This window comes from Haloarcula sp. K1, from assembly GCF_001647155.1.
Taxonomy (GTDB): Archaea; Halobacteriota; Halobacteria; order Halobacteriales; family Haloarculaceae; genus Haloarcula; species Haloarcula hispanica.
Map to the genome: position 1 here is coordinate 25,348 of NZ_LRHL01000010.1, position 20,654 is coordinate 46,001.

Consider the following 20,654-nt stretch of genomic DNA (forward strand, 5'->3'; position numbering starts at 1 on the left):
CGGTCAGCCCTGCGACCTTGCCTGCGCTCACTTGCCAGCCATGCCGCCGTCGTCTGTGGCTTTGCCCTCCGACTGTGCTTGGTCGAACAGTTCGCCCGGAACCTCCTCGGCCGAGATGGAGATGGACCGCTGGGGGAACGGAATTCCGATGTCCTCAGCCTGGAACCGCTTGTAGATCGCGCTGTTGAGCTCGTGGGTCGCACGGGCTGTCAGGGCCGGGTTGCTGACCCAGCACAGGAGCTCGAAGTTCAGCGCGGAGTCGCCGAACTCCCGGAATCGGACCCGCGGATTCGGCCGTTCCTGCACGAGGTCTTCGGCCTCGGCTAGTTCCAGGAGAATCTCCTCGACGTGGTCGATATCCGTCCCGTAGGCGACGCCGACAGGCACGCGAATCCGGCGCTTGCGTCTCGGCGTCGACTCGTTGATGATGGCGGCATTGTTGAGCTTCGAGTTCGGCACAGTAACGAGGATGTCGTCGCGAGTACGGATGACTGTCGAGCGGACAGAGATGTCTTCGACGCGACCGCGCTCGCCGGTCTCCAGAACGACGAAATCGCCGACCGCGTACGTCCCGTCGAGATACAGCGACAGCGAGCCGAAGAAGTTCGCCAGCGTGTCTCGGGCCGCCAGCCCGACAATGATGCCCATAATCCCCGCCGAGGCAAGCAGTGGCGTCACGTCGATGTCCCAGAGGACCAGTAGGAGGAGGACGCCGCCGCCGGAGATGAGCGCGCTCCAGACGTTCTGGAGGATAGGGACCATCTGGCGGTCGATGTACGCCGAATCCGTCGCGATGGTTGATGCCTGGCGGCCGATACGCAGCAGAATCACCATCCAGACGATGACGACCAGCGAGAGCGTCCCGGCTTCCAGCGAGACGGCGACCGCCGGCCGGATGTCATAAATCTGTGCGCCAGCGTACGCGCCGCCGAGGCCGACTGTGACGTACACGGCGGTGTGGATTCCACGGAAGACGATGTCGTCGACGTCGCCCTCGATATGGGGTGTGACCCGTCTGAGCAGTCGGTCGCCGAGGACGCGGATGACCAGCGCGAGCGCGACTCCGCTGCCGACGAGCACGAGAAACCCCTGCCAGGCCGGTAGTCCCGACAGCAGGTCTACCACCCCGCTTCCCAGTTGCATACCCCCGTTTGGACACCAGCGCTATATATACTGCCACGTCGACGGCCCGAACCGAACGGCCTTTGTCCCGCGGCGTCCGCTCCGTGGGTATGAACCCGATTCTCGTCGCTATTCTGCTGGGCCTGCTGCAAGGGATACTGGAGTGGATTCCGGTCTCCAGCGAGGGCGGCGTCGCTCTCGCGTCGACGGTGGCCACTGGCGTCTCCCCGGCCGCCGCGACCCGTCTCGCGCTCTTTCTCCACGCCGGGACAGCGGTCGCGGCGACGGCCTACTACCGCACCGAAGTTCGAACCATCCTGCGTTCGATCCGAGAACTCTCCCGTCGCCCGTTCGCCGACGAGACGGCGGACCTCTCGTTTATCGTCATCGCGACGGCGGCGACCGCCGTCACCGGTCTTCCCGCGTATCTGGTGCTCGACGCGGCTGTCTCAAATCTTGAGGGCGGGCTCTTTCTGGCGCTGGTCGGCGGCCTGCTCGTCGTCACCGGTCTGCTCCAGCGCTTCGCCGCGGCGCTATCGCTTGGTGAGCGCGAGATTCCGGACGGGGTCGACGCCGTGCTGGTGGGCGTCCTGCAGGGCCTGGCTATCCTTCCCGGTGTCTCCCGGTCCGGGACGACGGTGAGTGCCCTGCTGCTCCGAGGCCACGAAGGCGAGTCGTCGCTTCGGCTCTCGTTTCTGCTGTCGATTCCGGCCGCGCTCGCCGCGAACGTACTGGTCCTCGTTGACGACGGCGTGCCGGCAATCGACCCGCTGCCGGCCGTTGTCGCCCTCGCTGTGAGTGCCGTGGTCGGCTACCTCACCGTCGATGCGCTGGTCCGCCTGGTGCGACAGGTCCCGTTCTGGGCGGTCTGTACGGTGTTTGGCGGGCTGGGCGTCGTCGGCGGGCTGCTCGTCGCGCTGTAGCGACCAGAGGGCGGCCTACTCCTCGTACTCGACTTCGGTGCCGCTGGCGACCGGCTGAAGGATGTACTCGCCTGTCTGGCCACGCTTGACCGGGGTGAAGTCGGCCGTGAACACGGTGCGGGTATCCGCGCGGATTTCGTACTCCTGCGTGAACTGTAGCGGCGCGTCGCCGGGCGTATCGACCGTCGCGTCACCGCCCTCTGCGAGCGTCCCGTCGACGCCTGTCACGTCGAGCTGGAGGAACTCGTAGGTGTCAACCTCGAGTTCGGTCTCGTCGACGAGCGAGGTGTTGCCGTCCTGCAACTGGACCAGGTCGGCTTCCTGGGCCTCGTCGAACTCGTGGTACTCGCGGGCGTCGCTCGTGTCCGCTGTCGTCGATTCTTCGGTCGCTGTGTCCGCCTCTGAGACTGGCTTTACCCAGATACCGGCCATCGTGATGACACACGATTCGAAATCAGCGATGTCGCCCGGCTGGTCGGTCACCTGTGTCGCGAGCGTGCCTGTTTCGGTACCGCTCCCGGAACAGCCGGCGAGGCCGACCGTGCTCGCTGCCGCGAGGCCGCCGGCGGCTTTCAGATAGTCGCGTCGAGACGTCGTTCCTGACTGCTGTGGATCGTGCATACACTGTTCTACAGCCGTCCCAGGGTAAAGGAGCCGGCAGATAGTCAGGCCGATTTCAGCCGAGTTTCGCCCGATTTGCCGGCAGTGAACGGTTTCTGGGTGACACAGACCGGGTGGTATCGACCAGTGCCGTGCTGGCGACGATGGAAGTTATTTATCCCTTGGCATCAAATCTGTAGTACCAGCGGCCATGAGTGGTGACGAACGCAAACTAGTCGACACATCGGGGGACTTCCAGTACGTCGTCCGCGATGGCGACACGGTGACCGACCCGAAGTGGCGTTCCTGTCGACTCATCGTCACCAACAAGCGACTCATTCTGGCGACGAACGGCTCGAAACAGCCTATTCCACACTCCAACATCACCCTCCCGTCGAACCCCGACGATCTTGTCCCCGACGGCGGGACCGGCGGTGCAACCGCGCTGGAGGTCGGCAACAACGTTCTGCTCGTCGACACGCCGAACCTGGACGACTTCGAGACGGAGTACGTCCGCGCCACGCTACAGGGCGAGGTCATCCTCGCGCGACAGCAGGCGGTCGTCGGCGGCGTCGTTCAGGAGGACGCCGAGTGGAGCAAGGCACGGTTTCAACTGGACGATGACATCATCCGCCTCCAGTTCCCCGGCGGCAAGAGTATGTCCTTCGAAATAGAGGACGTCGGAACCATCGAAACCGGGACCAGTACCGTGATGGGCCAGGAGCGGGAGGTCATCGAGGTCGAACACACTGACGACCAGGACCGCAGCGTCGAGACCCACATCTCGGGGATGGACCACCACACGCGGGCGCTGAAGACGCTGTTCACCCGCGTTATCGAGGACCGTGAGGACGATTACGAACTCTCGGAGATGGAGAGCCAGGTGTTGATGGCGCTGTACTCCGGTGTTTCACCGTTCGAGATGTCCGATTTCGTCGGAACGACGCCCGACGAAGTCGAGGAAATCTATCAGAAACTGCTTGATATTGGGGCGGTTGACGAGGTCCGGGTTCGGACCGAGGTCGCGTTGAACGCGCAGGGGCGGAATATGGCGAGTGAGGCGATGAGTGAGAAATAGAGAGGCGCTACGCGCCTCTGAACGAACGGCGAAACCGTGAGTAGCGAGGGGCCGACCGGAGGAGGGCCCTCGGATAGCGAACGAGGAACGCAGTGACTCGTGAGCGGCGTGGCGCTACGCGCCGTAGAACGACTTCCTCTGACGCCGGTCGATCAAAGATCAGGCGGGGACCGCTCCTGACCCGGAGCGGTGGGGCGGTACCGCCGAACGGCGCATCCACTGTGACCCACAGTGGAGGTTGGCCTGCCGATCATATTGTGGTCCAGGCAGTCCAGCCGGCCTCGCGTGCTGTTCCCGTCTCGCAGCCGTTACTCGCGCAAGAACTCGGTGTCTTCGGCCTCCGTCACCGACACCCCGTCCGGAAGGTCGGACTCCGGAACCGGCGTCAGGGTGAGGACGTCACCCGCCTCCGTCTGTACCCACTCCTGTCCAGTCGCTTGGCTCCAATCGTGTGGTTCCCAGAACCCCGACTCGAAGCGCATCCAGATGTCGAGACCACTGTAGTACTCTCCCGTCGAACTTTCGTATATCATTGCTGAACTCCACAGCGTCTGCTGCCGTCGAAAGAGTCAATGCACCTACATGGTCTTATTAGTACCGGCGAGACCGAAATTCTACGGCCTTGAGAATAGAGGGGTGCTTGGATGGCCCGGGTACGGCGGTGATTCAGCCACTATACGTGTATGTTTCACAAACCCCTCGTGAATTGGCTGTGAATCCGTCGCCACCGTGAAAAACGGAGCCCGACCTACTGCTGTTCCATCGCCAGCTCAAGCGACCAGAAGAAACCGTAGTACGCGACGACGCCGCCGGCGAGCGTCAGGTAGTAGACCCACTGCGGAGCCGACAGCAGGTCGAAGATGACGCTCACGGCGGTTACCCAGGCGATAGCGAACACGAGGTCGACGAACATCCCTCGCTTGTGGTCGCGGACGTGGTTGCGGAGGGTGTCGACGACGCTCATCGGCGGCCTCGCGTGGTCCGCAGCGATTGGAGTCGATTCAGTGCCATGGTACTGTCAGTCTTCAACGTCCGTCTCGCCGTGGACGTCGACGACGAGCACTGGCAGTCGCGTCCGGCGGAGCACTTTCTCCGTGACGCTGCCGAGGATGACGCGCTTCAGTCCCGAGCGGCCGTGGGACCCCATCACGACGAGGTCGATGTCGTTGTCCTCGACGAACTTCCGGATGGCGCGGGCCGGTTCGCCGGCGGTGATGTGCTCTTCGACTTCGAGGCCGTGTTCGGCGGCGCGGTCGCGGACGTAGCCGGTGGCGTCGTCGGCGTCTCGCTTTATGTCGGTCATCTCCTCCAGGTTCCCCTGGCGGATGCGGTCGACCTGCTCTGTCCCCAGCGAGTAGCTGGTGGCGTCGACGTCGACGACGTACAGCGCGTGGACCGTTGCGCCGTACTTCGAGGCGATGTCGACTGCCTGGTCGACCGCGTTTTCGGCGGTTTCGCTGCCGTCGGTCGGAACGAGAATGTTGTCGTACATGGGTTTAGTCGTCTGCGGGGGTGCCGCCGCTGGTGCTGTCACCGACGACGTCTGCGGCGGTTTCCTGTTGCCCCATCGGCTCGGGGCTGTGACACTGTCGAACCATCTTCTTCGTCTCCAGGGGCGGCTCGGGCGTCGCCAGCGAGACGGCGATGGTGACGATGAACACGACCGGCGTCCCGATCAGCGCAGCGCCGATGGGCGGGACGTACTGGGCGTATATCGGAACGAGTGCACCTCCCTCGCCAGCGGCTGCGCCGAGCGCACCGATGTAGTTCGGCAGGACGCTGTTGATAATCGAGGTGATCCAGATGAGCAGGCCGAGCACCATCCCGGCCAGCGCGCCCTGACGGTTCGTGTTCTCCCACCAGAGGCCGAGGAAGAACATCGGGAACAGGACGACGCCGGCCAGCGAGAACGCGTAGGCGACCAGTTCGCCGATGAGCGCCGGTGGGTTGAACGCGGTCACCGTTACCAGCGCGCCCATGCCAATGATCGTCCCGCGACCGATGAGCACCTGCTGTCGCTGGGTCGCGTCAGGGTTGATCAGTTCGGTGTAGATGTCGTGTGCGACCGCAGAGGAGGCTGTGATGAACAGCCCGGCGGTCGTTGCAATGGCGGCGGCCATCGCACCGGCCGCGACGAGGCCGACGAACCACGTCGGGAGGTCGGCGAACTGCGCGGCGAGGACGACGATCACGTCACCCTCAGCGCCAGACATCCCGCCTTCAGCAGCGTATGCGCTCGCGCCCGTCGTCGTCTGGAACAGGTCGACGCCGAAGGCTGCCATCGCGGGCGACGCCCAGTAGAGCAGGAGGATGAAGAACAGCCCCCACACACAGGACCAGCGGGCGACGCGCTCGCTCCTGACCGTGTAGAACCGGACGAGGACGTGCGGGAGGCCACAGGTCCCAACAATGAGCGAGAACGCTGTCGCGATCCAGAGGTAGAACGGCTGGTTCACGAACGGTGCGGAGAACTCGCGACCGAGGTCGGCAATCAGCGCGCCGTACTCTATCTGCGGGAGTATCGTCGAGTACCCCTGCGAGAAGCCGACGACGTACACGCCGGCAAGGAACGCGACGATGAGGATGGTGTACTGGACGGCCATGTTCTTCGTCGCGCCCAGCATTCCCGAGAGCGCGAGGTAGCCGACGGTAATGGTCATCATCACGACGATCATCGGGATGATGTCAAGGCCGAAGACGTACTGACCGACCAGCCCCATGCCGCGGGCCTGACCAACGGAGTAGACGTACGCGATGAGTAGCGTAGTGAACGCGGCTAGCGCGCGGGCGGTTGGCGAATTGAACCGGTCGCCGACGAAGTCCGGCGCGGTGTACTTCCCGAACCGGCGCATCTGTGCCGCCAGGAATATGAGCAGGACGAAGTATCCGGTCGTCCAGCCGACGATGAACGCCAGCCCGTAGAAGCCAGAGAGCGCAACTAGTCCGGCGAGTCCCAGATACGAGGCGGCGGACATCCAGTTCGCACCGATGGCCATCCCGTTCTCGATGTTGCCGATGCCGCGGCCCGCGACCCACATTCCCTCCGTGTCGGCCACTTTGAACACGTAGCCGATGACGAGGAACGAGGCCATCATCAGGAAGACGATGATCGCCGGGACGAGCTTGAACGAGATGTCCAGCGCTTCCGCCTGTAACGGGACCGTCACTGCTCGACACCCCCGTCAGCGGCCGTCGCCTCGCCGGTCTCGGGAGCCGTGCTCTCGACGGAATCGGGGTCGATACCGTACTTCTGGTCGAGTCGGTCCCTGTAGCGGGTGTAGACGACTGCCAGGATGAGCGCACCCGTTGGCGCGCCGAGCGAGACGAGGAAGTAGTGCAGCGGGAAGCCGAATATCGGCGTCTGCACGGTCATCATCTCCGGCGCAAGCGCGGTCAGCGTCACCGGCCCGAACACGACCAGCGCCCAGAGCACGAAACTGCTCCAGATGATCTTCAGGTGGTCGCGCATGAACGGCGTGCTCGGCCGTAACAGGTTCACCTCCCTGTCGAGGTAGTCGATGTCCTCGTGGGCGGTCTCCGTGCCGCCATCTGATTGGATAGTTGACTCTTCTCGATCCGCAGGCGTGTCTCTTGACATGGGTTGATAGGTTGAAAATTCGTGGTGCTGTTCGCCGCTACGGCTCAGTCACCCTGGACTTTGGTCTCGATATCACTGACGACGTCAGGGTTTCGCAGTGTGCTCGTATCGCCCAGTTCCTCGCCGTTGGCGATGTCTTCCAGCAGGCGGCGCATGATCTTCCCGGAGCGGGTCTTCGGCAGTTCGGGCGTGAAGATGACGGCTTCCGGCCGCGCGATTGGCCCGATAGCGTCCTCGACGCCGTCGATAATCGCACTACGGAGGTCTTCGTCTTCCTCGTAGCCGTCCTCGGTGATGACGTACGCGTACACCGCTTCGCCCTTGATATCGTGGTCGCCACCGACGACAGCGGCTTCGGCGACGCCTTCCACGCCGACGATAGCGCTCTCGATCTCCATCGTCCCGAGGCGGTGGCCGGAGACGTTGATCACGTCGTCGACCCGCCCCAGCACGGTGATGTAGCCGTCGTCGTCGATCTTCGCTCCGTCCTCGGGGAAGTACACCCAGTCGTCGGAGTCGTCGCTATCGGTGTCCGAGTACTCGGCCCAGTATTCGTCGATGAACCGTTCGTCGTTCTTGTACAGCGTCCGGAGCATGCCGGGCCACGGCTTGTCGACGGTCAGGTAGCCGGCGCGGCCGGGTTCGACTTCCTTACCCTCGGTGTCGACGATGCGGACGTCGTTGCCCGGTAGCGGCGGCCCGGCCGACCCGGGTTTCATGTCCTTGACGCCGGGCAGCGTCGTTATCATCATGCCGCCGGTCTCGGTCTGCCACCAGGTGTCGACGACGGGGCACTCCTCGCCCCCGATATGTTTGTAGTACCATTTCCAGGCGCGAGGGTTGATCGGCTCACCGACCGTCCCCAGCAGGCGCAGGCTGGAGAGGTCGTGCTGTTCGGGGTACTGCTTGCCCCACTTCATGAACGCGCGGATGGCCGTCGGCGCGGTGTACAGCTGGTCGGCCTCGTACTCCTCGACGATGTCCCAGAGGCGGTCCTTGTCGGGGTAGTCCGGTGTCCCCTCGTACATCATCGTCGTCGTCCCGAGCGCGAGCGGGCCGTAGACGATGTAGGAGTGGCCGGTAATCCAGCCGATGTCGGCCGAGCAGAAGTACGTGTCCTCGGGTTTGATATCGAGCACTGCCTGAGAGGTCCAGGCTGCCCACGCGAGGTAGCCACCCGTGGAGTGTTTGACGCCTTTCGGCTTCCCGGTGGTCCCGGAGGTGTACATGAGAAACAGCATATCCTCGGCGTCGCGGTCGACCGGCTCGACCGTCGCGCCCTCGTTGTCGGCGATGACGTCCTCGAAGGCGACCTGGTTGTCGGCGTAGTCGTGGTCGAAGCCGTCGCCGTCCATCAGGCGCTCGGCGACGATTGCGCGCTCGACCTCGTGGTCGACGCCGCTCAGCCCCTCGTTGGCTTTGTCGAGGTGGTCGAGCGGGTCCCCTCGTCGGTAGTAGCCGTCGCAGGTGACAAGATACTCAGAATCGGCGGAGTTCATCCGCGTCGCGAGCGCGTCCGCGGAGAAGCCGGCGAACACGACGGAGTGTGGCGCGCCGATGCGGGCACAGGCCAGCATGGCTATCGGCAGCTGCGGGATCATCGGCATGTACATCGTCACGACGTCGTCCTCGCCGACGCCCATCTCCCGCAGGCCGGCCGCGAACTCGTTGACCTTCTGGTGAAGTTCCTCGTAGGTGTAGGTGATGTTGTCTTCCTCGACCGGCTCACCCACCCACTCGATAGCGGCTTCGTCGCCGCGCTCCTCCAAATGGCGGTCCAGACAGTTCGCCGAGGCGTTTAGTTTCCCGTCCGTGAACCACTCGTAGAACGGCGGGTTCGAGTCGTCGAGTACCTGATCGTAACCCTCCTCCCAGTCGAGCAGGTCGGCGGCCCCCTCCCAGCACTCCGGCCAGTTCTCGGTAAACTCCTCGTAGATACCCTCGTCCGTGACGTTCGCCTGCTCGACGAACGACTCCGGGGGCTCGAAAACCTCCTGTTCTTCGAGCCGTGCTTCGAGTTGGACATCTTCATCTGACATGGTCTATCATCGATATTTCACAGTGACCATATAAACGGGGGGTCTAACTACGATAACATGAAACAGGGTTTCAGTTGTCGGTCGGCTGTCGCGGTTCGGTCGGCCGGTCGTCGAAAAACGCGGTCAGGACCTTCTGCTGGGCTTTCCTGAGGTGATTGTGTAACGTCGGCGACGAGACGTCTAGCGATTCCGCTAGCTCTTCGGCGGTCGACCCGCGGGGCCACTCGAAGTAGCCGCTGTGGTAGGCCGCCTGGAGGACGGTCTCCTGCCGGTCGGAGAGCGTGTCGGTCAGTCGGTCGCGGAACCCTGTCTCTGTTTCGGCCGGCCGTTCCGTCTCTCGCTTCGCCGCTAACGACGTCTCCGGGTAGGCGTCGGTGACGGCGTTGACTGTCGGTCTGATGTCGGCCTCGCTGGGGAGCTCGACGGCGATAGTCGCCACGCCGTCGGTGGCCGTCACAGAGCGAACGCGGCCACCGCTCTCGACCAACTGGAGCGCTGGCGTGTCGGTGACTACGACCTCCAGTAGCACGCCGTCGCTGTGCTCTTCGAGGAGTCTGGCGTCGGTCACGCCGTCGTCGGTGTCCGCGTACGACAGTATCGCGTCGGCCGAGGCACCTTCGACCATCAGGTAGTACAGCAGCGACTGGCCCGCAACGGGAACGACGCCGGACAGTTCGACCGTACACTGCAACGCCCCGGACACCCCGGCGGTAAAGGTCCGCTCGTCCGCACAGTGGAACTCCAACTCGGTCACCGTGTCGGCAAGCAGGAGTCGCTTGCGTTCGGCGGCGACCTGTGCGTGGCCGACCTGAACCCCGAGTGCGGACAGTACGGCGCGTTCCGCGTCGGTAAGCCTCTCGCTGGCCCCCACTCCGATGACACCGGAGACGGCGTTTTCCCTGACGAGCGGGACCAGAGCGACCGGTCCGGCGCTGTCGTCGACGACACGAATCTCGCCCACGTCTAGCGGCGCGGTGACCGACTCGATATGCTCGTGAATCTGGCGCTCGACGGCCGACTCCGAGATCTCTGTCGTCGTGCGCAGTGTCAGCCCGTCGCCGGTACGCTCGGCGAGCCAGGCGAACTCGAAGCCCGCCGTCTCGGTCAGGTGGTCACAGACTGCCGTCGCAATTGCTTCGCCGGTTGCAGCGGCCGCAAGCGCCTCGCTGACCGTCATAATCCAGTCGACGGGTCGCTGGGACTCGCTTGAGGCTGCCCGCTTGACGGACCCGTCAACGGCCGCGACGATGGTTTCCCGGTCCGGTTCGTCAAGCAGGGGATCGAGGCGGTCGAGTCGGTCCCAGCCGCCGAGCGTGCAGACCACGTCCGGCGGGACGCCGTCGTCCAGCAGACTCGCCGCGAACCGCCATCGGAGGTCGCGCGAGGAAACCCCTCGCAGGTGCGGCGCCGTCTCGGCGGCCCGGTCGGCCACCTCGCTGACGAGCATCTGGAGCCGCCGCGGGGAAACGGAAACCAGCGGCTCGTCATCGGCTTTCCCGGACGCGTTTGCGTACTTCCGCATGTCGTGTTCGACCGAGTCCGGGAGGTACGTTTCGCGTACAACCTCGTTGCCGTCCCGAACGGCAAGCAGGCGATGGCCCTCGAACTCGGTGATATCGGCCAGCCGAACAGCCGTCATCTCCGCCGGACGGAGTCCGACCTCCGCGCCGAGCCGGAGCACGAGGTCGGACCGGTGTGTCTCGGCCGCACGCCGGAGCTGTTCGTACCCTCGTTCACCGATGCGGTCCGCTGCTCCGTCCATACGTTTCGGAAAATAAGAGAATACCGAAATAAGTATTGCGGTCATATCGTGCGTTTGTCTGAGAAAAGACCGATAAAACAGTCACTAAAGACACTATTGCCGCCCCAATGTTTCGGCAATATAGAAAAATACGAAACTTCTCACTCCTTTCTCGTCGTCGACTGGATTTCGCCGAGGATTTCGGGGTTCCGTAGCGCGCTGGTGTCGCCCAGGTCCTCGTCGTTGGCCACTGCGGTCAGCAGGCGGCGCATAACCTTGCCCGAGCGCGTCTTCGGAAGGTCGGGCGTGAACACGATTTCCTTGGGGCGGGCGATACCACCGATAGCGTTGACGACGCCCTCTTCGATGGCTGCTCGGAGTTCGCTCTCGGCGTAGCCGTCCTCCGGGGAGGCGAACGCGTACACCGCCGTTCCGGTCGTCTCGTCGTCGGCACCGACGACGGCGGCTTCGGCGACGCCGGTGACGCCGGCGACCGTCGACTCAAGTTCCTTGGTGCTGAACCGCCGGCCGGCGACGTTAATCGCGTCGTCAATCCGACCGAGAAAGGTGATGTAACCGTCGTCGCCGACCGAGACGCTGTCTTCGGGGTAGTACCGCCACTCCCCGGCGCTGTCCGGGACGCTGCCCCAGTCCGTTCCGTCGAGTAACGCGCGCGGCATCCCCGGCCAGGGGCGCGTCACGACGAGTTCGCCGGCCGTGTCCGACTCGACCGCCGCACCTTCGCGGTCGACGACGGACGCCTCGATTCCTGGCAGCGGCGTTCCCGCGGCCCCGGGTTTCATCTCGTCGACGCCGGGCAACGTCGATACGAGCACCGCTCCGGTTTCGGTCTGCCACCATGTGTCGACAATGGGGCACTCGCCGCCGCCGATGTGCTCGCGATACCACTCCCATGCGCGAGCATCCATTGGTTCGCCGACCGTACCCAGCAGGCGTAGACTGGAGAGGTCGTGTCGGTCGGGGTACTCCTCGCCCCACTTCATGAACGCCCGAACGGCTGTCGGCGCGGTGTAGAACACGTCGACGGCGTACTTCTCGATGAGTTCCCACAGCTGGTCTTTTTTCGGGTGGTCCGCCGTACCGTTGTACAGTACTGTTGTCGTGCCGAGCGCGAGCGGGCCGTAGACGATGTAGGAGTGGCCGGTAATCCAGCCGATGTCGGCCGAACACCAGTAGGTGTCCTCGGGCTTGATATCCAGGACCGACCGGGCGGTCCAGGCGACGTGTGCGAGATACCCGCCGGTCGTGTGGGTGACGGCCTTCGGCTGGCCGGTCGTCCCCGATGTGTAGATGCGAAAGAGCGGGTCGTCCGCCGCCCGCGAAACCGGCTCGACTTCCTCGCCCTCGTGGGCCGCCAGCAGGTCGTGATAGTCGTCGTAGTCGTCGCCTAAGTGCACATCACGGCCCAGCCGGTCGAGCACCACGACCGACACGTCGTGGTCGACGGCGATGCGCGCGTTATCCGCCTTGTTCTTTTGTGCGACGGCGCTACCGCGGCGGTAGTAGCCATCGCAGGTGATGAGGTACTCCGAGTCGGCTCGCTCCATTCGCGTCGCCAGTGCGTCCGCGGAGAACCCGGCGAAGACGACGTTGTGTGGCACACCCAGGCGAGCACAGGCCAGCATCGCGACCGGGAGTTCGGGCACCATCGGCAGGTACAGCGTCACCACGTCGTCCGGGCCGACGCCGCGCTCGCGCAACGCCGCGGCGAAGGCGTTGACTTCCCGGTACAGTTCGAGGTAGGTGTAGGTGCGGGACTCGCCGAGGTGCCCCTCCCAGACCAGTGCGAGCTGGTTCTTCCGCTCGGGGAGGTGTCGGTCGAGACAGTTGTATGCGGCGTTTAATCGGCCACCGGGGAACCATTCGAACGGTGGCCCGTCTGTTCCACGGAGCACCGTCTCGAACGGAACCTCCCAGTCAAGCAACGCGGCGGCCTCGCGCCAGCAATCGGGCCACTCCCGTTCGAAGCGGTTGTAGACGGCCGGGTCCGTCACGTTCGCCTGTTCGACGAACCAGTCCGGTGGTTCGACTGTCTCTCGCCCCGTCTGGGACTGGCCCCGATCCGGTTCGTCACCCCGTGTCATCAGTTGACAGTACACCGCCGTACTCAAAAAATATCCTATCTAATTGTGCACGATTCCGCTGTGAGTGGCTCACCAGTGCAGTCGGCCGTTCTCACTTTCGACACTGGCGACGGAACTTATATTGAGTCCTGCGGTCAACGAGTGTACGAGAGGCCGGTACGGGGTATGAGCGACACCGAAAAGAAGATCGCCGATACGAAGGGGCAGTTCCTTCAGGCGGTCTCACAGGGCCAGCGCCTCACCGACGCCGAGTGGCGAAACTGTCGCATTATCCTTACCACCGAGCGGGTCGCCCTGCTGGGTGACGACAAGCGACAGATTTCACTGACCGACATCGACCGTATCGCCGACCGGTTCGACGTGAACCAGCAGAGCGCCGGCGTCTCCGACTACGTCGCGCTCTACGTCGGCGAGGACGTTATCCTCGTGTCGGCATCGGACCACGGGACGTTCGAGACCGACTTCTACCGGGCGAGTCTCGACGGCGCAATCGTGCTGGTTCAACACCCTGCACTGAAAGGCGGCGTCGTCCAGTCCGCCGAGTGGACGAAGGGTCGCCTCAAAGTGACCGACGAGGCGCTGAAACTCGCGATGGCTGACGGGCAAGCCGTTGTCATCGACCGCGCCGACATCGGTGACCTCGCTGTCGAAGAGAAGCAGGTCAGCGGCGAGGAACGGACGGTCATTCAGGTCGAGCACAGCGAGGACGACATCAGCGTCGAAACACATCTCGCGGGCGAGGAGTTCCACGCAACCGTCCTCCGGACGATGCTCGAAGAGAGCGCCGAACAGAACCAGGCCGATCTGGACCTGAGCTCGACTGAGAAGCGGGTAATCATGGCGCTGCACTCCGGCGTGTCGCCGTTCGACATTCCCAACTTCGTCGGCATTGACGTTGAGAAAACCGAGGAAATCTTCGACCGACTGATCGAACTCGACGTGATAAGCGTGCTCCGGGAGCGGACGGAAGTGAATCTGACGACGAAGGGCCGTCGGGTCGCCGGCGAGCGGATGGGCGAGCAGTAGTCCGTACCCGGAACCAGTGAAGCATCGCGAGGACCGACTGTCTCGGACGCTCCCTCCCGTTCGGTTTCGACGCCACAAACTGGACATGCGTGGCGAGTAGACGCCGACCAATCTCGGTAAGGCCGCCATATTGAAGCCCCTCCTCCGTCTGCAACAGGTATGCACATCGATACGGCTGTGGTCCTCGCTGCGGGTGAAGGGACTCGCCTCCGGCCGTTGACGCGAAACCGGCCAAAACCAATGCTTCCGGCCGCGAACCGTCCGATCCTCGAACACGTCTTCGACGCACTAGTCGAGGCAGGCATCGAGAAGCTGGTCGCCGTCGTCGGCTACAAGCGCGACCGCGTTCAGGACCACTTCGGGCCGACGTACCGTGGCACTCCTATTTCCTACGTGAGCCAGACGAAACAGCTCGGTAGCGGGCACGCGCTCCTCCAGGCGCGGAGCGTCGTCGACGGCCCGGTTCTGGTGATGAACGGTGATCGTCTCGTCGACGCGGCCACTATCGAGTCGGTAGATACCTCCTACGCGGAGACTGGGCACACAAGCATCGCTGTCATCGAACGACAGGACACCAGTCGGTACGGTGCCGTCGAGGTACAGGACGGCGATATTGTCGACATCGTCGAAAAGCCCCAACACGACGAGTTCAGGCTCATCAACGGCGGCGTGTACGCCTTCGACGGCGACATCTTCGAGGCTATCGACGAAACGACGCGGCACGCCGGCGAGCTGGCACTGACCGACACTATCGAACTCCTGCTCGAATCTGACCGCATTCAGGCAGTCGAGGTCGACGGCATGTGGGTCGACGCGACATACCCGTGGGACCTGTTGACCGTCGCGCGCGAGGTACTGGCGCGGGGTCGGGTCGTCGAATCGGCCCGCGACGAGCAGGTATGGGTCGACAACTCCGCACGCGTTCACGACGAGGCGACCCTCCAGTCGCCGGTCGTCATTGGCCCGGACTGCGAGGTCGGACCGGACGCTGTCATCGGTCCGAACGTCGCGCTTGGCCGTAACACCACTATCGGGGCCAACAGTGTCATCCAGCACACCGTCCTCGACGCCGATACGCGTGTCGACCCGAGTTCGACCCTCATCGATACTGTCACCGGTCAGGACGTGAACCTGGGCGTCAATACGGTCGTCCCCGGCGGCCCGGCCGATGTCCAGGTCGGCACGGAAGTGTTCGAGGACCAGCGGCTCGGTGCCGTTATTGCCGACCGTGCTGTTGCGCTCGGGGACGTGAGCTTCGTCTCCGGATCGCTCGTGGGCCCCAACGCTCGGCTCGCCACTGGCGTGACAGTCGATGGAACCGTCCGCGAGGGCGCGGAGGTGGTCCGCTGATGTGTGGTATCATCGGCTGTGTCGGCCGCGGCGACGAGACGCTCGATACGCTCGTCCACGGCCTTTCGAAACTGGAGTACCGCGGGTACGACTCCGCTGGCGTCGCACTGGCGAACAGCCACATCGACCTGTGCAAACACTCCGGCAAAATCGCCGACTTGCGCGACGCGCTGTCGGAACGGACGCTCTCGGGCTCGGTCGGCATTGGCCACACTCGCTGGAGCACGCACGGCCCGCCGACCGACGAGAACGCCCACCCCCATCAGGATTGTACCGGTGAGGTCGCAGTCGTCCACAACGGTATCATCGAGAACTACCAGTCCCTGAGAGACGAACTCGTGAGCGCCGGCCACACCTTCACATCTGACACCGATACGGAGGTTGTCCCCCATCTCATCGAGGACGCGCTGGACGCCGGAGCCGACCCCGAAGACGCTGTCAGAGAGACGGTCAGCCGACTTGAAGGCAGCTACGCCGTCGCCGTCGTCATCGCCGGCTGTGACTCGGTGTTCGCCGCGCGGAACGACTCGCCGCTCGTGTTAGGCATTGACGACGATGCGACGTATCTGGCCAGTGACGTACCCGCCTTCCGGGACTTCACCGACAAGGTCGTCTATCTCGCTGACGGCGAGTTCGCCCGACTCAACGGTGATGGGTGGACTGTGACTGACATCGACGGCAATGTCGTCGAGAAAGACATCGACACTATCCAGTGGGACCCCGAGGAGACCGGCAAGAGCGGCTACGACCACTTCATGCTCAAGGAGATTCACGAACAGCCGCGCGCGCTCCGGCAGTGTCTCCGCGGCCGCGTCGACGAACTCGCCGGGACGGTCGACATCGGCGACCTCGGAGATCTCTCCCCGACCGGCGTCCAGTTCGTCGCCTGCGGGACCTCCTACCACGCCGCCCTGCACGGCGCGCAACTGTTCCGCGAAGCCGGTATCCCCGCCCAGGCGTTCCTCGCAAGCGAGTACGCCACTGCCACGCCACCCATCGGTGACGCGCTCGTCGTCGGCGTCACACAGAGCGGCGAGACCGCGGACACGCTATCGGCACTTCGGGCGGCCCGCCGCCGTGGCGCGCGCACGCTGGCCGTGACCAACGTCGTCGGCTCTACCGCGGCCCGCGAGTGCGATCACGCGCTGTACATCCGTGCTGGGCCGGAGATCGGCGTCGCCGCGACCAAGACTTTCGCCTCACAACTGGCCGCGCTGAACCTGCTCGCGCTCGGAACGTCCACAACCGGCGACGCCCGGCAGGTCATCAGCGCGCTCCGCGACCTCCCCGGCCACGTTCAGGAGGTTCTCGACGAATCTGCCGCTCAGGAGGTCGCTGAGTTGTATCAAGACGCCAACGCCTACTTCTTCATCGGCCGCGGGTATCAGAATCCCGTGGCGCTCGAAGGCGCGCTGAAAATGAAGGAGATTACGTACAAGCACGCCGAGGGCTTCGCTGCGGGTGAGCTGAAACACGGCCCGTTGGCGCTGGTGACCGAGAACACGCCCGTGTTCGCTATCGTGACTGGTGACGACGAGCGCACCCGCAAGACGATCGGGAACGTCAAAGAGGTCGAAGCAAGGGACGCGCCGGTGGTCGCGATTACGGACGGACAGAGCGACGTTGAACGGTACGCCGACCATGTGCTCCAGATTCCGGAGACCCATCCGCGAGCCGCTGCAGTGCTGGCGAACACGCATCTGCAACTGGTGTCGTATCACACGGCTGCGTTGCTGGGGCGGAACATTGACAAGCCGCGGAATCTGGCGAAAAGCGTGACAGTCGAGTGAGCAGCGCGTAGCTGGCTATTCGCGCTCGCGGTTTTCTGGTAGTTCTGGTGGTTCGAGGAACTTTGCCGCCAGCTTGGCTGTTTTTGAACCCGAGAGGGTCTTTTGAACGGACTGGGCCATTGAGGCGAGGCCGGAATCTTTCCAGAGTCGTGTATCCTGGGGTGTGACAGCATCGAGAACAGCGAGTAGTGGGCCGACAGTGTGCGTTTCGCGTAGATCGATGACGATGACCGTTGACTCCGGTTCTGTGGTGAGCCAGCAGTAGATTCTGGATGCTCTAGTTATCTCGAGCAACCGAGTACAAATCCTGCCGAGCGTGGAGTGCTCGATATTCCGTGTGAACTCATCGGAAAGCGACTTGAGGGTTGAGGTCTCGATAGCTGACCAGAAACGCTGTTTCACCATTATGATGTCTCCGTGGCTCTCATTGATAGCCTGAGATAACGGTCGCCTTGACCGTTACGGTTCCCAGGTCCAGTGTCACGACGCGTCCCTGCTGAAGTGTCTGGCCTTTGAATGTGACGCCGGTATCAGTCTCTCGGACAGAGAGGTTTGTGGTGAACGTAACGTCTTGGTTTCTCGGATGTGCCCGTTCGTATATCTCTCCATTCTGTCCTCTGGTGACGATTGTCGCGTTTTGACGTTGGACGGCCGAAATCCGTGCGACCGTTTCACCACCGAATGACTCCGTCATCCCCGGAGAAATGCCGTTAGCGAGTAATGGAGACACATTAGACAAATGTAACTTGACATCGCGAGTTGCGGGCTGGCCGCGTTGAGCCGTCGAACCGACTCGCGTAATTTCTCCCTTAACGAGGCCCGCTTTCGTCGGGAGGGAGAGGCTTGCTCCCGGTCGGATCGTCGTCTCGCCGAATGCTTGCTGCTCACCGTAGGCCACGCTCTGGAGTGTCAACCCGAGGAAGACGGTCTTTTTATCGGGGTTGTTGGTCCCGTATGCTGTTACCGATTCGATAGTAGCTACCTCTCGACCTTGAACACGGATCGGTTGCCCAGTACTGAGGCGCCTGGCATCGGTTTCTGACAGATCAGCTTTGACTACTACTTCTGTCTCAGTCGTGGTCAGTTCGGATCCACCACCAACGTCACGAATCGTCCCTGTGGTGGAGTAGGTCTCAGTTAGAATCTCAAGCTGTCGGCCGTATCGCGGCGGTGCACCGTTGTACTGGATAGTTTCTCCTGAAGCCGGAGCCGACAATTCGGCTCGAACCACCGCTCGCGTCGACTCATCTTGGGGGGTGAAATATACATCAGTGATCGTTACGTCCGCATTCTCTGACGGGCTGTAGCTGTCACCGATCGATATTTGCGAAGTAATATATTCTGGTTGAGTACCGAGGTCCAGTGTCACATTAGTTGTCCCGGCTGTCGGTGCTGAACTCGAATCACTGTTACCCGTTAGCATCAGGCTAGCTCCAGCGATAAGTGCAGCAATAACAAACACAACGACGAGGGCATCGATGATATTGATAACGCCAAACAGATTCCCTTCGTCGTCGATGATACCGAATGACTCTTTCATCGACTTCATACAGGGCCATTTCCCGGCCAGTGTATGGCCTTTTCGCTTGGTCCCCGTAACTTTACAACATGCCTCTGTCGATCGTTTTTTATGCAGTCTTTCGTTAACATGGGTTCCTTCTCATGAACAGCGTAGAAGCTGTTTACGCTCTTCGTAACTGGTGATCTGTACCACTCATGACAGAACTGGGTGTTTTTGATACGGCGGTAACAAACTCTTCGCGACTGTTTGATTGTAGAACCCATTGTCCGATCGAAGGGTTAAACCTGTGTAAACGGTTCTACGGATTTTTGTACGCGGTTATTATGTCGATAAGAACGCTCCAGACCTGCCTTGAAACAAGCTTCATATCATAGCTAAACGACTGGTCACGCACGTATTCGAGGTCGTATCGCAGCTTTTCGCTCGGCTCTTTTCCAGTCACATGATTAACCTGGGCAGGCCCGGTCAGGCCTGGCTTGACGAACCATCGTTTCTGCCAGTCAACGACACCGCTCTGGATATCCGAGTCCAGTTCCGGCCGTTCTGGCCGTGGGCCGACGACGCTCATATCTCCCCGTAGTATCGACCAGAGCTGTGGGATCTCATCCAAGTGCGTCTGTCGCAGCACTCGGCCAACCGATGTCACGCGTGGATCGATCCCACCCGCATCCTCGTCACTTATTTTCACGCCGGTCTCGTCTTCGGCGTTCTCGATCATCGACCGGAACTTGTAGATCGAGAAGGTTTCGCCGAAGACTGCTGTTCGGTCTTGCTGGTACAGTATTGAGCCACCGTCTTCTGCTTTTATCGCAAGTATAATCCCAATAATAACGGGCGATAGCGCCACCAGCCCAGCCGATGCAAACGTGATATCGAACGCGCGCTTGAGGATATAGTCCTGTATGTCCCATGGCTCGATCTCCACGTCGATCAGGGTTCCGACGCCACCGCTGGCGGTCAACACAGAGTCTGTATGGTCGCGATGGACTTTCGCGTTGACACCGTACTCGTAACAGGCGTCGAGAGCGCCGAAGAACTCCGCCCGGTCGGCATGTTCAAACGCTAGCACAACAGTGTCGATATCATACTCGACGAGTACGTCCTCGATTCGCGAGAGGCCACCTAGCCGTTCCAACCCACTGGTGTTAGTTCCGCCGTCAGCGATGGCTTCGGTCCGTTCGACTGTCGTAATGACACTCGTTGGACAGAGATAGCCCAGAAGCGTCCCGTCGACTTCACTTGCCACTTCTTCTATCACCTTGAGGTCGTCCCCAACGACGATGGTTCGTTCGCCGTTTGACGACGGCCGCTTGCGAATCCACACGAACCATGCGGGCAGTGCGACCAGTAATAAGGGGGTTACTAACACGACCGTCAAGCGCGGCAATCGGTACGTGTAGTCGAAGTAGCCGATTGTCGCCAGAACAAGAACTGCTACGAGCACCCGCTTCTGGGCCAGTGCTATAGCGTCGAGAATTCTTCGCGGGCGGGGTTTGTACAGTGGGAGGAACACACTAACGACGACTGCGATTGTGACCAACAGTTCAAACGTGAACTCCGACCCAGTTGGGGGGTCAGTCGGTAGCCGATTGAACACCGGGATGGTTGCCGCTATCGACTGGATGGTAGCGTTGTTAACAAGTGCGACGGCGGCCGCTGTCAGCACGACGACGCCGGCTACACTTGCGACCCGGTACCGCCAGCCACTATCCATTATCAGTGTGATTGCCGAGTTCCGGGATAAGTCCTGCGTCCCGGGA

At 62.5% G+C, this 20,654-nt stretch carries 18 protein-coding genes; 5 read left to right on the forward strand and 13 right to left on the reverse strand.

All coding sequences use genetic code 11. The features are described from left to right. Positions 1-27: 27 nt before the first annotated feature. Positions 28-1,143 (reverse strand): mechanosensitive ion channel family protein, encoded by a 1,116-nt coding sequence (locus AV929_RS03880; RefSeq protein WP_050037517.1) that lies wholly within the window; start codon positions 1,141-1,143, stop codon positions 28-30. An 89-nt stretch (positions 1,144-1,232) separates the two neighbouring features. Between AV929_RS03880 and AV929_RS03885 the strand changes: the two genes are divergently transcribed. Beyond that, on the forward strand, positions 1,233-2,045 hold the full coding sequence (locus AV929_RS03885) for an undecaprenyl-diphosphate phosphatase (RefSeq protein WP_050037518.1): 813 nt from the start codon (positions 1,233-1,235) through the stop codon (positions 2,043-2,045). A 15-nt stretch (positions 2,046-2,060) separates the two neighbouring features. Here AV929_RS03885 and AV929_RS03890 read toward each other — a convergent pair whose 3' ends face one another. Continuing rightward, positions 2,061-2,666, reverse strand: coding sequence for a DUF4382 domain-containing protein (locus AV929_RS03890; RefSeq protein ID WP_064287507.1), 606 nt, complete (start codon positions 2,664-2,666; stop codon positions 2,061-2,063). A 190-nt stretch (positions 2,667-2,856) separates the two neighbouring features. Here AV929_RS03890 and AV929_RS03895 point away from each other — a divergent pair, with 190 nt between their 5' ends. Then, a complete protein-coding gene (locus AV929_RS03895) occupies positions 2,857-3,723 on the forward strand; it encodes a CheF family chemotaxis protein (RefSeq protein WP_008311015.1) in 867 nt (288 codons plus the stop codon). A gap of 308 nt (positions 3,724-4,031) precedes the next feature. Here AV929_RS03895 and AV929_RS03900 read toward each other — a convergent pair whose 3' ends face one another. The 8 genes from AV929_RS03900 to acs (AV929_RS03935) all read right to left on the reverse strand — a co-directional run bounded on the left by AV929_RS03900 (position 4,032) and on the right by acs (AV929_RS03935) (position 13,206). Beyond that, the gene (locus AV929_RS03900; RefSeq protein WP_064287508.1) at positions 4,032-4,256 is read right to left on the reverse strand and encodes a hypothetical protein; all 225 of its coding nucleotides are present in this window, start codon (positions 4,254-4,256) and stop codon (positions 4,032-4,034) included. 215 nt (positions 4,257-4,471) lie between these two features. After that, entirely contained in the window at positions 4,472-4,687 is a 216-nt protein-coding gene (locus AV929_RS03905; protein WP_008311011.1) for a hypothetical protein, read from the reverse strand. Positions 4,688-4,741: 54 nt separating this feature from the next. Continuing rightward, positions 4,742-5,215, reverse strand: a complete 474-nt coding sequence (locus AV929_RS03910) for a universal stress protein (protein WP_064287509.1) — start codon at positions 5,213-5,215, stop codon at positions 4,742-4,744. Between the two features lie 4 nt (positions 5,216-5,219). After that, on the reverse strand, positions 5,220-6,890 hold the full coding sequence (locus AV929_RS03915) for a cation acetate symporter (protein WP_064287510.1): 1,671 nt from the start codon (positions 6,888-6,890) through the stop codon (positions 5,220-5,222). Further along, positions 6,887-7,321 (reverse strand): DUF4212 domain-containing protein, encoded by a 435-nt coding sequence (locus AV929_RS03920; protein WP_064287511.1) that lies wholly within the window; start codon positions 7,319-7,321, stop codon positions 6,887-6,889. The genes AV929_RS03915 and AV929_RS03920 overlap by 4 nt, the downstream gene beginning before the upstream one ends. 44 nt (positions 7,322-7,365) lie before the next feature. Continuing rightward, the gene (acs, locus tag AV929_RS03925; RefSeq protein WP_064287512.1) at positions 7,366-9,360 is read right to left on the reverse strand and encodes an acetate--CoA ligase; all 1,995 of its coding nucleotides are present in this window, start codon (positions 9,358-9,360) and stop codon (positions 7,366-7,368) included. A gap of 70 nt (positions 9,361-9,430) precedes the next feature. Continuing rightward, positions 9,431-11,122, reverse strand: a complete 1,692-nt coding sequence (locus AV929_RS03930; protein WP_064287513.1) for a bacterio-opsin activator domain-containing protein — start codon at positions 11,120-11,122, stop codon at positions 9,431-9,433. 140 nt (positions 11,123-11,262) lie between these two features. Beyond that, positions 11,263-13,206 (reverse strand): acetate--CoA ligase, encoded by a 1,944-nt coding sequence (gene acs / locus AV929_RS03935; protein WP_064287514.1) that lies wholly within the window; start codon positions 13,204-13,206, stop codon positions 11,263-11,265. Between the two features lie 165 nt (positions 13,207-13,371). Between acs (AV929_RS03935) and AV929_RS03940 the strand changes: the two genes are divergently transcribed. The 3 genes from AV929_RS03940 (at position 13,372) to glmS (ending at position 17,372) form a co-directional block, all read left to right on the forward strand. Continuing rightward, positions 13,372-14,232 (forward strand): CheF family chemotaxis protein, encoded by an 861-nt coding sequence (locus AV929_RS03940; RefSeq protein ID WP_014039463.1) that lies wholly within the window; start codon positions 13,372-13,374, stop codon positions 14,230-14,232. A gap of 159 nt (positions 14,233-14,391) precedes the next feature. Continuing rightward, positions 14,392-15,582 (forward strand): bifunctional sugar-1-phosphate nucleotidylyltransferase/acetyltransferase, encoded by a 1,191-nt coding sequence (gene glmU / locus AV929_RS03945; RefSeq protein ID WP_050037523.1) that lies wholly within the window; start codon positions 14,392-14,394, stop codon positions 15,580-15,582. After that, the gene (gene glmS, locus AV929_RS03950; RefSeq protein ID WP_014039465.1) at positions 15,582-17,372 is read left to right on the forward strand and encodes a glutamine--fructose-6-phosphate transaminase (isomerizing); all 1,791 of its coding nucleotides are present in this window, start codon (positions 15,582-15,584) and stop codon (positions 17,370-17,372) included. The genes glmU and glmS overlap by 1 nt, the downstream gene beginning before the upstream one ends. A 15-nt stretch (positions 17,373-17,387) precedes the next feature. Here the strand turns inward: glmS and AV929_RS03955 are convergent, their stop codons facing one another. The 3 genes from AV929_RS03955 to AV929_RS03965 all read right to left on the reverse strand — a co-directional run bounded on the left by AV929_RS03955 (position 17,388) and on the right by AV929_RS03965 (position 20,608). Then, entirely contained in the window at positions 17,388-17,777 is a 390-nt protein-coding gene (locus tag AV929_RS03955; RefSeq protein ID WP_064287515.1) for a hypothetical protein, read from the reverse strand. Positions 17,778-17,796: 19 nt separating this feature from the next. Continuing rightward, entirely contained in the window at positions 17,797-18,921 is a 1,125-nt protein-coding gene (locus AV929_RS03960; RefSeq protein WP_080510028.1) for a DUF4330 family protein, read from the reverse strand. Between the two features lie 271 nt (positions 18,922-19,192). After that, entirely contained in the window at positions 19,193-20,608 is a 1,416-nt protein-coding gene (locus AV929_RS03965) for a sugar transferase (RefSeq protein WP_064287516.1), read from the reverse strand. Between the last annotated feature and the right edge of the window lie 46 nt (positions 20,609-20,654).